This window comes from Lentzea sp. NPDC092896 (assembly GCF_044754905.1).
Taxonomy (GTDB): domain Bacteria; phylum Actinomycetota; class Actinomycetes; order Mycobacteriales; family Pseudonocardiaceae; genus Lentzea.
On sequence record NZ_JBIVPX010000001.1, the window covers coordinates 2,273,550 to 2,286,834 of the forward strand.

The following is a 13,285-nucleotide window of genomic DNA, read 5'->3' on the forward strand; positions in this document are numbered from 1 at the left end:
CCGCCCGGGCCCCGGGGGGGCGCGGGGGGGGGGGGCGGGGCGCCGCCGGCCGGGCGCCGCCCCCCCCCCCCCCGCCCCGGGGGGGGGGGGCGGCGGGGGGGGGGGGGGGCCCCCCCCCCCCCCGCCCCCGGGGCGCTACTTGGCCAGGCGCTTGGCGTCGTCGACGGCCTTGGCCCAGGCCTCGTCGGGCTGGAGCTTGCCCTGCTCCACCGCGAGCAGCGCGTTGCCGACGCGGTCACCGATGGCGTTGTTGTCCGGGCCGAGGTAGACCGGCTTGAGCGCCTTGACGCTCTCGCCGAAGATCTTGCCGACGGGCGCGTCGCCGAAGTACGGGTTCTTGAAGTCCTGCACGACCGGGTCGTCGATGGCCTGCGGCGAGGACGGGAAGTTGTTCTTCGCCTTGAACGCCGTGGTCTGGCCCTTGGCGCTGGTCAGGAACTTCGCCAGCTCGGCGGCCTCCTTCTGGTGCGTGCTCTGCGCCGGCACCGCGAGGAACGAACCGCCGCGCACGGCGCCGTTGCCCGGCACCTTGGCGACGTCCCACTTGCCCTTGTTCTCCGGGCCCGCCTGCTTCTCGATCGTGCCGAGCATCCAGGACGGGCAGGGGATCGTGGCGAAGGTGCCGTTCTTGAAGCCCGCGTTCCACTGTGGACTCCACATCTCGATGTTGGCCGACAGACCGGCCTTCACCATCTCGATGGACTTGTCCCAGGTGGCTTTCACGGCCGAGTTCGAGTCGATCACCAGCTTGTTCGTGGCGTCGTAGTACGTGTGGTCACCGGACTGCATCAGCATGTTCAGGTAGACGCCACCGGTCGAGTCGTAGAAGCCGGCGCCGGGGGTCTTGGCCTTGAACTGCTTGCCGGTGGAGAGGTAGGCGTCCCAGGTGGGCCAGAGCTTGCCGACCGCCTCCCGGTCGGTCGGCAGGCCCGCGGCCTCGAAGAGGTCCTTGCGGTAGCACATGCCCTGGGCGCCGACGTCCGTGCCGAGGCCGACGACCTTGCTGCCGTCCGAAGTGGACGCCTGCTGCCACTTCCACGGCAGGAAGTTGCCGGAGAGTTCCTTGGCGCCGTGGTCGAGCAGGTTCACGAACTGGTCGGGCTTCGCCATGAACTGCGAGAGGATGCCCTCCTCGATCGCCACGACGTCACCCGCGCCCTTCCCGGTGGCGAGCCACTGCTGCAGCTTCGGCGTGTAGTCGCCGAGCTTGCCGATGTTCTCTTCCTTGATCTTGATGCCGGGATGGCTCGCCTCGTACTCCTTGTAGAGCTCGTCGTAGCCGAACTGGCTGAAGGTCTTGACGATCAGCGTGACGTCCCCCGACGACGCGGAGTCGGCGGCACCTCCACAGGCGGACACGGCCACCAGCGAGCTGAGCAGAGTTGTGGCGAGCAGGGCACGCCTCGGTCGAACACCCATCGAAGAACCTCCAGTTGGCGGATGGTCTGCAAGCGCTAACACCTGGATTTGACTGTCTGACAGACCACTGGAACACCGTTCACCTGCTGCGACGCTGCGGCTTCGGCCGGTGTGCGCCCATCGGGATCGGGGGAAACTGTGAGCGCTTACAGGACTGTAACCACGAGGCCATCCGGATGTGAAGAGGTAGCGCCGGTCACATTTCGATGACGCGGGAGCGTTGACAGGCGGGGTCGGGTGGGTGAACATTCGCCTCGACGCTGCGGTCGCGCCGGGAGACAGTCGACCTCGAGAGGCCCCCGGTATGTCCGTGAAGACCAGGCTGGTCGCGACCGGCCTTCCGTTCGTCCTGATCGCCACGATCGCGGCACCCGCGACCGCGGCCGAGCCCTACGAGCGCGTGCTCAACGGCAAGTTCGACAGTGTGAAGACCCCTTGGTGGAGCAGCGGAATCGCTCCGTCCACAGTGGCCGACGGCAGGCTGTGCGCGCAGATCCCCGGCGGCACCGCGAACCCGTGGACGGCCATGATCGGCCAGAACGACATCCCGCTGGAGGCCGGTCAGCCCTACACGCTGCGCTTCACCGCCACCGCGACGAAGAACGTCACCGTGCGGGCGGCGGTCGCGCTGTCCGTCGCGCCGAACACCACCGTGCTGAACAAGGCCGCCGCGCTCACCAGCACTCCCAAGACGTTCGAGTTCACCGGCACGTCCACAGTGGCCACTCGCACCGGCGGCCAGGTGGCGATCCAGGCCGGTGGCGTGTCCGCCGAGCCGTACACGCTGTGCATCGACGACGTGTCGCTGACCGGCGGAATCGTCCCACCCGGCGGTGGCTGGGACTACGGCTCACCGGTGCGCACGAACCAGTACGCGTACCCGACGGCCGGAGCCAAGCGCGCCTCGATCGTGAACAGCTCCACCGAGCCGGTCGACTGGCAGCTGCGCGACGCCGCGGGTGCTGTCGTCCAGGCGGGGAAAACGCAGGTCAAGGGCAACGACGCGATGACGCGCGACCACGTGCACATCGCCGACTTCTCGGCCTACAAGAAGGCTGGAAGCGGTTACAGTCTGACTGTCGGCGACCAGAGCAGCTTCCCGTTCGGCATCGCCGACAAGCCCTATGACCAGCTGCGACGGGACTCGCTCGCGTACTTCTACCACAACCGCAGCGGCATCCCGATCGAGGCGAAGTACGTCGGTGAGGCGTACGCGCGACCGGCTGGACACGTGGGCGTGGCGCCGAACCAGGGCGACGTGTCGGTGCCGTGCCTGCCGGGGGAGTGCGACTACTCCCTCGACGTGAGCGGTGGCTGGTACGACGCGGGCGACCACGGCAAGTACGTCGTCAACGGTGCCCTTGCCGCGTGGCAGCTGATGGACACCTACGAGCGGTCGCTCTACACGCTCGACATCGAAGGCTTCCGGGACGGCCTGCTGGCCATCCCGGAGCAGGACAACCAGAAGCCCGACGTGCTGGACGAGGCGCGCTGGGAGATGGAGTTCCTGCTGAAGATGCAGGTCCCGGCGGGCAAGCCGCTCGCGGGCATGGTCCACCACAAGATGCACGACCTGGCCTGGACCGCGCACCCGATGCTGCCCGGCAACGACCCGCAGCCGCGCTACCTGCACGCCCCGTCGACGGCCGCCACGCTGAACCTCGCCGCCGCCGGTGCCCAGTGCGCCCGCGTCTTCAAGCTGTGGGACCGCGCGTTCTCCGACAGGTGCCTGGCCGCGTCCGAGACGGCGTGGAAGGCCGCACTGGCCAACCCGGCGAAGTACGCCCCCAAGGAGGACAGCGTCGGTGGTGGTGCCTACGACGACACCAACGTGACCGACGAGTTCTCGTGGGCCGCGGCCGAGCTGTACGGGACGACGGGCAAGCGCGAGTACCTCAACAAGATCACCACGAAGCTGACCTCGGCCGGGTTCTCCTGGAAGGACACCGGCGGCCTGGCCGACCTCACGATCCTGCGGCTGCCGCTGAAGTTCCCGCTCGACCGCGTGATCACCGCCCGCGCGCGGGTCATCAACGTCGCCGACGGCCACCTGCGCGACCTGAAGTCGCAGGGCTACCCCAACCCGTCCAAGCCGGCCGACGGCCAGTACGCCTGGGGTTCGACGAGCGCCACGCTCACCGCGTCGATGATCATGGCGATGGCCTACGACACGACTCTCAACCGCAAGTACAGCGACGCTGTGCTGGAGTCCATGGACTACCTGCTCGGCCGCAACGGCCTCAACCAGTCGTTCGTCAGCGGCTACGGCGAGAAGGCCAGCAAGAACCAGCACCACCGGCACTGGGCGCACCAGGTAGACGCCAGGATGCCCAACCCGCCGGCCGGATCGCTCGCCGGTGGCCCCAACTCGGGCCTGCAGGACCCGGTGGCGCAGCAGAACCTGCCGGGCTGCGCACCCGCGAAGTGCTACCTCGACGAGCTCGGGTCGTGGTCGACGAACGAGGTCGCGATCAACTGGAACTCCGCGCTGGCCTGGGTCGCGGCGTTCGCCGACACCCGCTGACCTCCCCGTCACGAGAACTCCCACCGCCCGCGCGATGCCGCGCGGGCGGTGGGTGAGAGGAACAGTCCCATCCGAGAGGAGATCCACAGTGCGGTGGATTGCCCGTTCGACGGTCGCGGTCTGCGCGGTCTTGCTGCTGTCCCCGGCCACCCCTGCCGCAGCAGCCAGCCCGCTGGACCTGACCAGCGGTTTCTACGTCAACCCCAACTCCGCGCCCGCCACCTGGGCCCGGAACAACCCGAGTGACTCCAGGTCCGCGCGGATCCAGTCCTCGATCGGTTCCAAGCCGATCGCGCGCTGGTTCGGCAACGACGCCGGCATCGGCTCGACCGTGGCGAACTACGCGGGCGCGGCCGACGGCCAGGACAAACTCCCCGTCCTGGTCGCCTACAACATCCCCAACCGTGATGCCTGCGGTGGCCACTCCGGTGGTGGCGCCGGCAGTGCCGGCGCGTACCGGACCTGGATCTCGAGCTTCGCGGCCGGGATCGGGACCAAGCCCGCGGTGGTGATCATCGAACCGGACGCGCTCGCCGCCTACGACTGCCTGACGGCGGCACAGCGGACGGAGATGGCGGGCCTGCTCAAGTACGCCACCGAACAGCTCAAAGCCAAGGCCCCCAACACGTACGCGTACCTCGACGGCGGCAACGCCGGCTGGGTGTCGCCGTCCACCATCGCGTACCGGCTGAACGAGGCCGGCGTGCGGAACGTGCGCGGGTTCTCGGTGAACGTGTCGAACTACTACACCACCAGCCAGTCGACGAGCTATGCGAGCCAGGTCAACGGCTTCCTCGGCTACACGGCCGGTTTCGTGGTCGACACGAGCCGCAACGGCAAGGGGCGTGGTGACGGCTGGTGCAACCCCGCCGGTCGCAAGCTCGGTGTGGTGCCGCAGATCGGTGGCGGTGCCGACCTGTTGTTGTGGGTCAAGACACCGGGCGTGTCCGACGGTCCGTGCGGCATCGCGCCGACCACGCCGGCGGGCACGTTCAACCCCGATCTGGCCATCCGGCTGATCGACGGGGTCTGATGAGGTAGGGCCAGGGGCACGGGCGGCTGGAACAACCGCGTGCCCCCGGCGGTTCAGAGGCTAGCTGGAAAGCGCTTACCTTCCTAGGTTCACCGCAAAGCGGATTCCTTGAGTCGGTCGGCGAGCGCCACGACGAGGTCGCGCAACTCGTCCGGGCGCTCGATCACGAACGGCAGGTCCAGCGACGCGAGGACGCCCGGCAACCAGTCGAGCCGTTCCACCCGCAGTTCGACGCGGGACCAGTCCGACTCCTCGATGAGCGCGACGCTCGCGGGCAGCAGGGTGCGGATCTGCTCGGCCGTTCCCCGGATGCGCAAGGTGACCTCGTGCCGGTAGGAGGCGGTGGCCAGTCCTTTGAGGACCAGTTCCGCCGGATCGACTCCCTCCGGTGGGTTGAACGAGCCGGGCAACGTGCGCGCACCGGCGATGCGGTCCAGCCGGAACGTCCGGCCCTCGCCGATCGCGGGATCGGCACCCGTCACGTACCACCGGCCCGAGTGGGCGACGAGCCCGTACGGGTGCAGCGTGCGTTCGCTGTGCCGGCCATCCCTTGCGGTGTATCGGATCGAGACCGGCCGGTGGTGGCTCACCGCGTCGGCGATCGTGAGCAGGACCGTGGCGTCAGGCGCGGGCAGCTCGCGTTCGGGTGAGGTGAAGGCGAGGGAGTCGAGGACAGCGTTGAGCCTGCCGCCCAGCCGCTGCGGCAACACGCGCCTGATCTTCGCCGCCGCCGTTTCACCGGCGGCGTTCGTGGCCGTCATCAAGCCGGATCGCCGTCCCGCGACCAGGCCGAGCAGCACGGCGAGCGCTTCGTCGTCGCTCAGCATCAGCGGAGGCATGCGGTAGCCGGACGCGAGCCGGTAGCCGCCGTAGCGGCCGCGCACCGACTCGACGGGCACGTCGAGATCGACGAGGTGCTCGACGTACCGGCGCACCGTGCGCTCGTCCACGCCGAGCCGGTCGGCGAGTTCGGCGACGGTCCGGACGCCTCCCGACTGCAGGAGTTCCAGCAGGGTGAGGACGCGGGCGGTGGGCCGGGGCATGGTCGAAAGTATTCCGCAGATACCGGGCGGATACTGTCCGGTATTGCTCCTAGCGTGCCGGTATGAACTTCGTTTCGATCCGTGTCATCACCGGCGACATCACCCGCCTCGTCGGCTTCTACGAGCGCGCCACCGGCCTGCGGGCGAACTGGGCGAACGACGACTTCGCCGAGCTCGCCACCGCGTCGGGCACCCTCGCGATCGGCAGCACCCGCACCGTCGGCCTGTTCGCGCCCGGGTCAGCAGAGCCCGGCGCGAACCGCAGCGTCATCATCGAGTTCCTCGTCGACGACGTGGACGCCGTGCGCGAGAACCTGGCGGGCTTCGTGGAGGACGTCGTCACCGAACCCACCACGATGCCCTGGGGCAACCGCGCACTGCTGTTCCGCGACCCCGACGGCAACCTCGTCAACTTCTTCACCCCGGTCACCCCGGCCGCGATCGCGAAGTTCGCGCGCTGACAGCCCGTCAGGAGGCGAACGGCTTGCCGAACCAGCGGGCGAGGTGGTCGTTCAGGTCCTGCTGCTCCTCGCCGATCCAGGCGACGTGCCCGTCGGGGCGCAGCAGGACGGCCGGAACCTCCAGTGCCGCAACGGGATCCGCGATCAGGTCGACGCGATCCGACCAGCCCTCGACGGCCAGTCGCCCGGTGCGGTCGAGCAGAAGGCCACGCCCCTGGTGCAGTCGGTCGTAGAGCCGGCCTTCTGCGAGATCGACGTCGGGCAACCGCCGGCCGAGCAGGTCGGGGCCTTCGCCGAAGTCGTAGCGGACGCCGATCGCGGTGATCTTCTCGATCAGCCGCCGGTTCACCTCGTTGATGTCCATCAGCTCGGTGAGCAGCCTGCGCACGGCCTGCGCGCCCGGTCCGGGGGCGGAGAGCTGCACCTGGGCACGGGTGTTGTCCAGCACGTCGGCGGCGACCGGATGACGTTCGGCGTGGTAGCTGTCCAGCAACGTCTCCGGCGCCCAGCCGCGGATCTGCGCCGCGAGCTTCCAGCCCAGGTTGACCGCGTCCTGCACGCCCAGGTTCAGGCCCTGGCCACCGGCGGGCGGGTGGATGTGCGCCGCGTCGCCTGCCAGCAGCACCCGCCCGATCCGGTAGTGCTCGACCAGCCGCGTGGCATCGCCGAAACGGGACAGCCAGCGCGGGGAGTGCACGCCGAAATCCGTTCCGGCGAAGGCGCGCAGTTCCCGCCGGAAATCCTCGATGGAGGGCGCCTCCGCGCGATCTTCACCGGCTTTCGCGCACGGGACCACAACGCGGTAGACCCCGTCGCCGAAATGTCCGAGGTGGAACACAGGGCTCGTCTTGCGGATTTCCGCGACCTTGGCGGCGATCTCGTCTTCCGGTGCGGCGGCCTTCATCTCGCCCATCAGCGTGTCGTTGCGCGAGGGCTCGCCGGGAAACCCGACGCCGAGCAGTTTGCGGACCGTGCTGCGGGAGCCGTCGCAGCCGACCAGGTACCGCGACCGCAGCCGCTCGCCATCGGCCAGTTCGACGGTCACGCCGTCGTCGTCCTGCTCGAGACCGGCCACCGCGGCACCGCGCCGGACCTGTGCGCCCAGTGCGATCGCGTGGTCGGCGAGCAGCCGGTCGGCGACCGGCTGCTGGATGCCGAGCATGGTGGTGAACGTGGAATCCAGGCCTTCCGGCGTGGGTTTGGGGATGGCGGCGAAGGCGCCACCGACCGGACGTTGCCGGCCCCGTTCCAGAAAGCGGTCCAGCAGACCGCGCATCGCCAGGATTTCCAGACTGCGAATGTGCAGACTCACGATGCGCACGAACGACGCGGCGGGCTCGGGTTCCTTTTCCAGAACGAGCACCCGCACGTCGTGCAGCCGCAGTTCGGCGGCCAGCACCGCGCCGGTCGGACCGCACCCGGCAATGATCACATCGAACATGAACCACCTGTTCAGCCTCGGCATCGGCGGCCAAGTGTGGGGGCCTCCAGATCTTGCCGCAAGCGATATACGGCGCAGGGTGAGGCGACGTCGTGAGCCTGGCGTGCTCTGCTCCAACTGAGCGACACGCCCACTAGATGTAGTTGTCAGCGGCTCGGCCGCGCCCATGTATTGTGCTCCGAAGCTGGTTCGGCCGATCCTCCAGATCGGTCGTCGCAAGAGGGAACCCGGTGGGAATCCGGGACTGCCCCGCAGCGGTGAGTGGGAACGAAAGCCGTCAGAAAGCACTGGACATCGATGTCTGGGAAGCGACGGCCGGTAGGCGCCTGGCGACAGGCTCGCCCACGAGTCCGAAGACCTGCCAGCGCCCCGCACGTGCCTGCGTGCGGGCGTCCGCGGCCCCGAGGGAGGGCGGGAGGACGTGGCGGTCGCGCGCGCCCGTTCACTCCTCGCTTCCCCGTGGCCACCCGAGCTCGCGAGGAGAGAGCTAGTGACGGCGGTCGACACGGTCACCACCACTATGCGCGTCAAGAAACGCAACGGTTCACTGGAACCGGTGGACTTGAACAAGATCGTGCGCGCGGTGGAGCGCTGCACGGTCGGTCTGCACGACGTCGACCCGTTGCGGGTCGCCACGAAGACGATCAGCGGTCTCTACGACGGCGCCACCACCGAGGAACTGGACCGGCTGTCGATCCAGACGGCCGCCGCGCTCGTGTCCGAGGAGCCCGAGTACTCCAAGCTCGCCGCGGGCCTGCTCGCCGCGTTCATCGAGAAGGAAGTGCGCCGCCAGGGCGTGATGTCCTTCAGCCAGAGCATCGCGCTCGGCCACGCGGAAGGCCTGATCGGCGACACGACCGCGGAGTTCGTGGCCGCCAACGCGCGCAAGCTCGACGACGCGATCGACCTGGAGGGCGACCGGCGGTTCGAGTACTTCGGCCTGCGCACGGTCTACGACCGCTACCTGCTGCGCCACCCCTCGAAGCGTTCGGTGATCGAGCAGCCGCAGTACTGGTTGCTGCGTGTCGCGTGCGGTCTCTCGCAGACGGCGACCGAGGCCATCGACTTCTACCGGCTGATGTCGTCGCTGGCGTACCTGCCCAGCTCGCCGACGCTGTTCAACTCCGGCACCCAGCACACCCAGATGTCGTCGTGCTACCTGCTGGACTCGCCGAAGGACCAGCTCGAGTCGATCTACGACCGCTACCAGCAGATCGCCAGGCTGTCGAAGTTCGCCGGCGGCATCGGCGTGCAGTGGTCCCGGGTCCGTTCGCGCGGCGCGTTGATCCGCGGCACGAACGGCCACTCCAACGGCATCGTGCCGTGGCTGCGCACGCTCGACGCGTCGGTCTCCGCGGTCAACCAGGGTGGCCGGCGCAAGGGCGCTGCCTGCGTGTACCTGGAGACGTGGCACCCGGACATCGAAGAGTTCCTGGAGCTGCGCGACAACACCGGTGAGGACGCGCGCCGCACGCACAACCTCAACCTGGCGAACTGGATCCCGGACGAGTTCATGCGCCGCGTCGAGGCCGACGCGGACTGGTCGCTGTTCGACCCGGACGAGATCCCCGAGCTGGTCGACCTGTGGGGCGACGAGTTCGACCGCGCCTACCGGGGTGCCGAGGAGGCCGGCCGCGCCGTGCGCACGGTCAAGGCTCGTGACCTTTATGGACGGATGATCCGGACGCTCGCGCAGACCGGCAACGGCTGGATGACGTTCAAGGACACCGCGAACCGGACGTGCAACCAGACCGCGTCGCCGTCGAACGTGGTGCACCTGTCCAACCTCTGCACGGAGATCCTGGAGGTCACCAGCGACGAGGAGACCGCGGTCTGCAACCTCGGCTCGGTGAACCTCGGCGCGCACGTGGCCGGCGACGGCATCGACTGGGATCGCCTGCGTGCCACGGTCCGCACCGCCGTCGTGTTCCTCGACCGCGTGATCGACATCAACTACTACCCGACCGAGCAGGCGGCGCGCTCCAACCCGCGCTGGCGCCCGGTGGGTCTCGGTGTCATGGGTCTGCAGGACGTCTTCTTCAAGCTGCGCCTGCCGTTCGACTCGCCGGAGGCCCGTGAGCTGTCGACGCGGATCGCCGAGGAGATCTACCTGACGGCGCTGGAGTCGTCGGCGGAGCTGGCCTCGGTCGCGGGCGCGCACCCGGCGTTCGCCGAAACCCGTGCCGCCAAGGGAGATCTGCAGCCCGACCTGTGGGGCGTCACGCCCACGCAGACCGAGCGCTGGGGTGCTCTGCGCGAACGCGTGAGCGAGCACGGCCTGCGCAACTCGTTGCTGATCGCGATCGCGCCGACCGCGACGATCGCCTCGATCGCCGGCTGCTTCGAGTGCATCGAGCCGCAGGTGTCGAACACGTTCAAGCGCGAGACGCTGTCCGGCGAGTTCCTGCAGATCAACTCCTACCTGGTGCGCGAGCTCAAGGCCCGCGGCCTGTGGACGGAGGCCGTGCGCAACCGGCTCAAGCAGGACGACGGTTCCGCGCAGGGCATCGCCGAACTGCCGGAGGACGTGCGCTCGTTGTTCCGCACGGCCTGGGAGCTGCCGCAGAAGGCGCTGATCGAACTGGCCGCCGCGCGTGGCCCGTACGTCGACCAGAGCCAGTCGCTGAACCTGTTCGTCGCCTCGCCGACGATCGGCAAGCTCTCCTCGATGTACCTCTACGCCTGGAAAGCCGGGCTCAAGACCACTTACTACCTGCGCTCCCGTCCGGCGACGCGCATCCAGCAGGCGACGACCACGACCACCACGGCGGTGCCCGTCGTGACGTCGGACGAAGCCATCGCCTGTTCCCTCGAAAACCCCGAGTCCTGTGAGGCCTGCCAGTGACCGCGCTCGCCAACACCGCCCGTCAGAACGCTCTGCTCGACCCCGGCATGGACCTCACGCTGCGGCCCATGCGGTACCCGTTGTTCTACGAGCGCTTCCGGGACGCCATCAAGAACACGTGGACGGTCGAGGAGGTCGACCTGCACTCGGACCTCGCCGACCTGAACAAGCTGTCGGAGGCCGAGCGGCACCTGGTCAACCGGCTCGTCGCGTTCTTCGCGACCGGTGACACGATCGTCGCGAACAACCTGGTGCTCAACCTCTACGAGCACGTGAACGCGCCGGAGGCCCGGCTCTACCTGTCACGGCAGCTGTTCGAGGAGGCCGTGCACGTCCAGTTCTACCTGACGCTGCTCGACACCTACCTGCCCGACGAGAACGACCGCATCGAGGCGTTCGCCGCCGTGGAGACGATTCCGTCGATCCGCGCGAAGGCCGAGTTCTGCTACAAGTGGATCGACTCGATCTCGGACCTCAAGCGGCTGGAGTCGCGGGAGGACCGCAGGTCGTTCCTGCTCAACCTGATCTGCTTCGCGGCGTGCATCGAGGGCCTGTTCTTCTACGGCGCCTTCGCCTACGTCTACTTCCTGCGGTCGCGCGGGCTCTTGAACGGCCTCGCGTCGGGCACCAACTGGGTGTTCCGCGACGAGTCGATGCACATGGCGTTCGCGTTCGACGTCGTGGACACCGTGCGCCGCGAGGAGCCGGACCTGTTCGACGACTCCTTGTACGAGGAGGTCAAGCAGATGCTGCGCGAGGCCGTCGACGCCGAGGTGCAGTTCGCGGAGGACCTGCTCGGCGGCGGTGTCGCCGGCATGTCGGTGGCGGACATGCGGTCCTATTTGGAGCATGTCGCGGACCGGCGGCTGCAGGTGCTCGGCATCGAGCCGATCTACGGTTCCAAGAACCCGTTCGCGTTCATGGAGCTGCAGGACGTGCAGGAGCTGTCGAACTTCTTCGAGCGCCGGGTTTCGGCCTACCAGGTCGGTGTGACCGGCACGGTGGCGTTCGACGAGGACTTCTGAGTCGTGCGGGTGCGGTGCCCCTGGCCGGGAACTCCGGTCAGGGGCACCGCTTCGTCAGCAGGCGAGCGTCGGCGCGGCGGGGTTGCCTCCGCCGTCGAGGTTCGCGAGCTTGACCCCGGTCAGGCCGAGCACCGCCTGAGCCGTGGCACGTGGAGCGGTCGCCTGGTCGAATCCCGTTGCGTCGTAGGCGATCGCGCCTCGGTCCGCGACGGCACCCGCACAGCCGACCGCGAGCGAACGCAGGAACTGACGCGCCTGCGTCGCGGCCGCAGGGCGGTGACCGGCCAGCGCCTGCGCGGCCAGGCCGGTGCTGTTGGCGTTGGAAGCGTTGGCGCCGACGGAGAAACCGCCGTCGGCGTTCTGCTTCGACGCGAGCCAGGCGGTGCCTTCGGCGGCGTTGACGTTGTCACCGGTGGCGCGCAACGCCTGCACGACCAGCGCGGTCGAGTCGACGTCACTGGCGCACGGGGTCTGACCGAAGTTCAGCGGGAAACCCCCGTCGGGGCACTGGGTTCCGGCGAGGAAGGCCTTGGCCGACGCGGGCGAGCCGGCCGGCGTGCGGTCGAGGGCGATCAGCGCCAGGGACTGGGTGAAGGCGTTGGAGAAGTCACCGAAGTCCGACCGGTCGGAGAACCTCCCCGACGGCGCGAGCAGGCCGCGCAGACCGGCTTCCAGGTCGACACCGCCGAAAGCGTTGCCGTTCTTGTGTCGCACCTTCGCCGCCAGCAACAGCTTGGCGTGCGCGCCCGCGTAGGCCTCGGTGCCGGAGCCGACGTAGCCGGTGGTGATCTCCGGCTTCGCCAGCCACGTGATGGCCTTCTCGGCGTTGGTGTCCGAGGAACGGGCGGCGGCGAACGCGAAGATCGCGTCGATCGTCAGGCCCTGGTCGGGGAACTTCTGGCCGCCGAAGTCGGCCTCGAACCGTTCGCCGTCGACCAGTTGCCGGGCGAGCCAGCCCGCGGCGGCGCCGGACTTGTTGTGCGTGGCCGCCACCGCGGGGGTGGCAGCGGTGCCAATGCCCAGCATCAGGACAGCAGCGAGCACCAGACGTCTCATGAGAACCCTTTCCCGCACTTCCACGACAGGAGTTGGTGAACACCGCGCGATGCGGGTGACCGGGCTTGCCGCGGAGGGCACACCGTTGCGGGACAGCGCCGGATTCTCACCGGACTTCCCCCGCGCCGCGCTGAACGCCCAACAGGTTCTCATGCCGCGCAAGGCCCCGTACCGGGTACGGATGTGACGCTCGCCTCCGACCCCGAAGGCGGTGCCGAACAGCGGTTTCCAGGTGTTAACCTCGCTCGGCTCGACAACTTCATACCTCGCCCGTGACGGGGAAGCCGGTCGGAATCCGGCACTGTCGCGCAACCGTGGGCCACTGGTTTCAGTGGCGAGTCGGGTCACCATCCGGGCGGGGTGAACGGACCGACCGCTGTCGCGAAACGCAGGGGTGGCTGCCGGCGCCCCGCGTCGTCTCCTCTCCTCGAGCAGCAC

9 protein-coding genes and 3 riboswitches are annotated in these 13,285 nt (G+C 68.8%); of the genes, 5 read left to right on the plus strand and 4 right to left on the minus strand.

What is annotated here, in order from left to right; genetic code table 11:
• Window positions 1-135: 135 nt before the first annotated feature.
• Complete coding sequence (locus tag ACIQF0_RS10080) at window positions 136-1,419, minus strand: ABC transporter substrate-binding protein (RefSeq protein ID WP_401026903.1); 1,284 nt, start codon at window positions 1,417-1,419, stop codon at window positions 136-138.
• Window positions 1,420-1,729: 310 nt separating this feature from the next.
• Between ACIQF0_RS10080 and ACIQF0_RS10085 the strand changes: the two genes are divergently transcribed.
• Together ACIQF0_RS10085 and ACIQF0_RS10090 are read left to right on the plus strand one after the other, a co-directional pair.
• Complete coding sequence (locus tag ACIQF0_RS10085) at window positions 1,730-3,943, plus strand: glycoside hydrolase family 9 protein (protein ID WP_401026905.1); 2,214 nt, start codon at window positions 1,730-1,732, stop codon at window positions 3,941-3,943.
• Between the two features lie 88 nt (window positions 3,944-4,031).
• The gene (locus ACIQF0_RS10090) at window positions 4,032-4,976 is read left to right on the plus strand and encodes a glycoside hydrolase family 6 protein (RefSeq protein WP_401026907.1); all 945 of its coding nucleotides are present in this window, start codon (window positions 4,032-4,034) and stop codon (window positions 4,974-4,976) included.
• Between the two features lie 89 nt (window positions 4,977-5,065).
• On the opposite strand, the gene ACIQF0_RS10095 is transcribed toward ACIQF0_RS10090, so the two are convergent.
• Window positions 5,066-6,019, minus strand: coding sequence for a helix-turn-helix transcriptional regulator (locus tag ACIQF0_RS10095; RefSeq protein ID WP_401026910.1), 954 nt, complete (start codon window positions 6,017-6,019; stop codon window positions 5,066-5,068).
• Between the two features lie 62 nt (window positions 6,020-6,081).
• Here ACIQF0_RS10095 and ACIQF0_RS10100 point away from each other — a divergent pair, with 62 nt between their 5' ends.
• Window positions 6,082-6,480 (plus strand): VOC family protein, encoded by a 399-nt coding sequence (locus tag ACIQF0_RS10100; protein WP_401026913.1) that lies wholly within the window; start codon window positions 6,082-6,084, stop codon window positions 6,478-6,480.
• 7 nt (window positions 6,481-6,487) lie between these two features.
• Here ACIQF0_RS10100 and ACIQF0_RS10105 read toward each other — a convergent pair whose 3' ends face one another.
• Window positions 6,488-7,921: an FAD-dependent monooxygenase gene (locus tag ACIQF0_RS10105; RefSeq protein WP_401026916.1), complete on the minus strand. Its 1,434-nt coding sequence runs from the start codon at window positions 7,919-7,921 to the stop codon at window positions 6,488-6,490.
• A gap of 168 nt (window positions 7,922-8,089) precedes the next feature.
• A riboswitch (cobalamin riboswitch) is annotated at window positions 8,090-8,302 on the plus strand.
• Between the two features lie 109 nt (window positions 8,303-8,411).
• Here ACIQF0_RS10105 and ACIQF0_RS10110 point away from each other — a divergent pair.
• Window positions 8,412-10,766, plus strand: coding sequence for a ribonucleoside-diphosphate reductase subunit alpha (locus tag ACIQF0_RS10110; RefSeq protein WP_401026918.1), 2,355 nt, complete (start codon window positions 8,412-8,414; stop codon window positions 10,764-10,766).
• Window positions 10,763-11,791 carry a ribonucleotide-diphosphate reductase subunit beta gene (locus ACIQF0_RS10115; protein ID WP_401026921.1) on the plus strand — a complete coding sequence of 343 codons (1,029 nt, stop codon included), beginning with the start codon at window positions 10,763-10,765 and terminating at the stop codon, window positions 11,789-11,791. The genes ACIQF0_RS10110 and ACIQF0_RS10115 overlap by 4 nt, the downstream gene beginning before the upstream one ends.
• Before the next feature lie 54 nt (window positions 11,792-11,845).
• Here the strand turns inward: ACIQF0_RS10115 and ACIQF0_RS10120 are convergent, their stop codons facing one another.
• Window positions 11,846-12,847 carry a prenyltransferase/squalene oxidase repeat-containing protein gene (locus ACIQF0_RS10120; RefSeq protein WP_401026923.1) on the minus strand — a complete coding sequence of 334 codons (1,002 nt, stop codon included), beginning with the start codon at window positions 12,845-12,847 and terminating at the stop codon, window positions 11,846-11,848.
• Between the two features lie 32 nt (window positions 12,848-12,879).
• Window positions 12,880-13,006: riboswitch (cobalamin riboswitch) on the minus strand.
• 70 nt (window positions 13,007-13,076) lie between these two features.
• Window positions 13,077-13,218, plus strand: a riboswitch (cobalamin riboswitch).
• Window positions 13,219-13,285 lie beyond the last annotated feature (67 nt).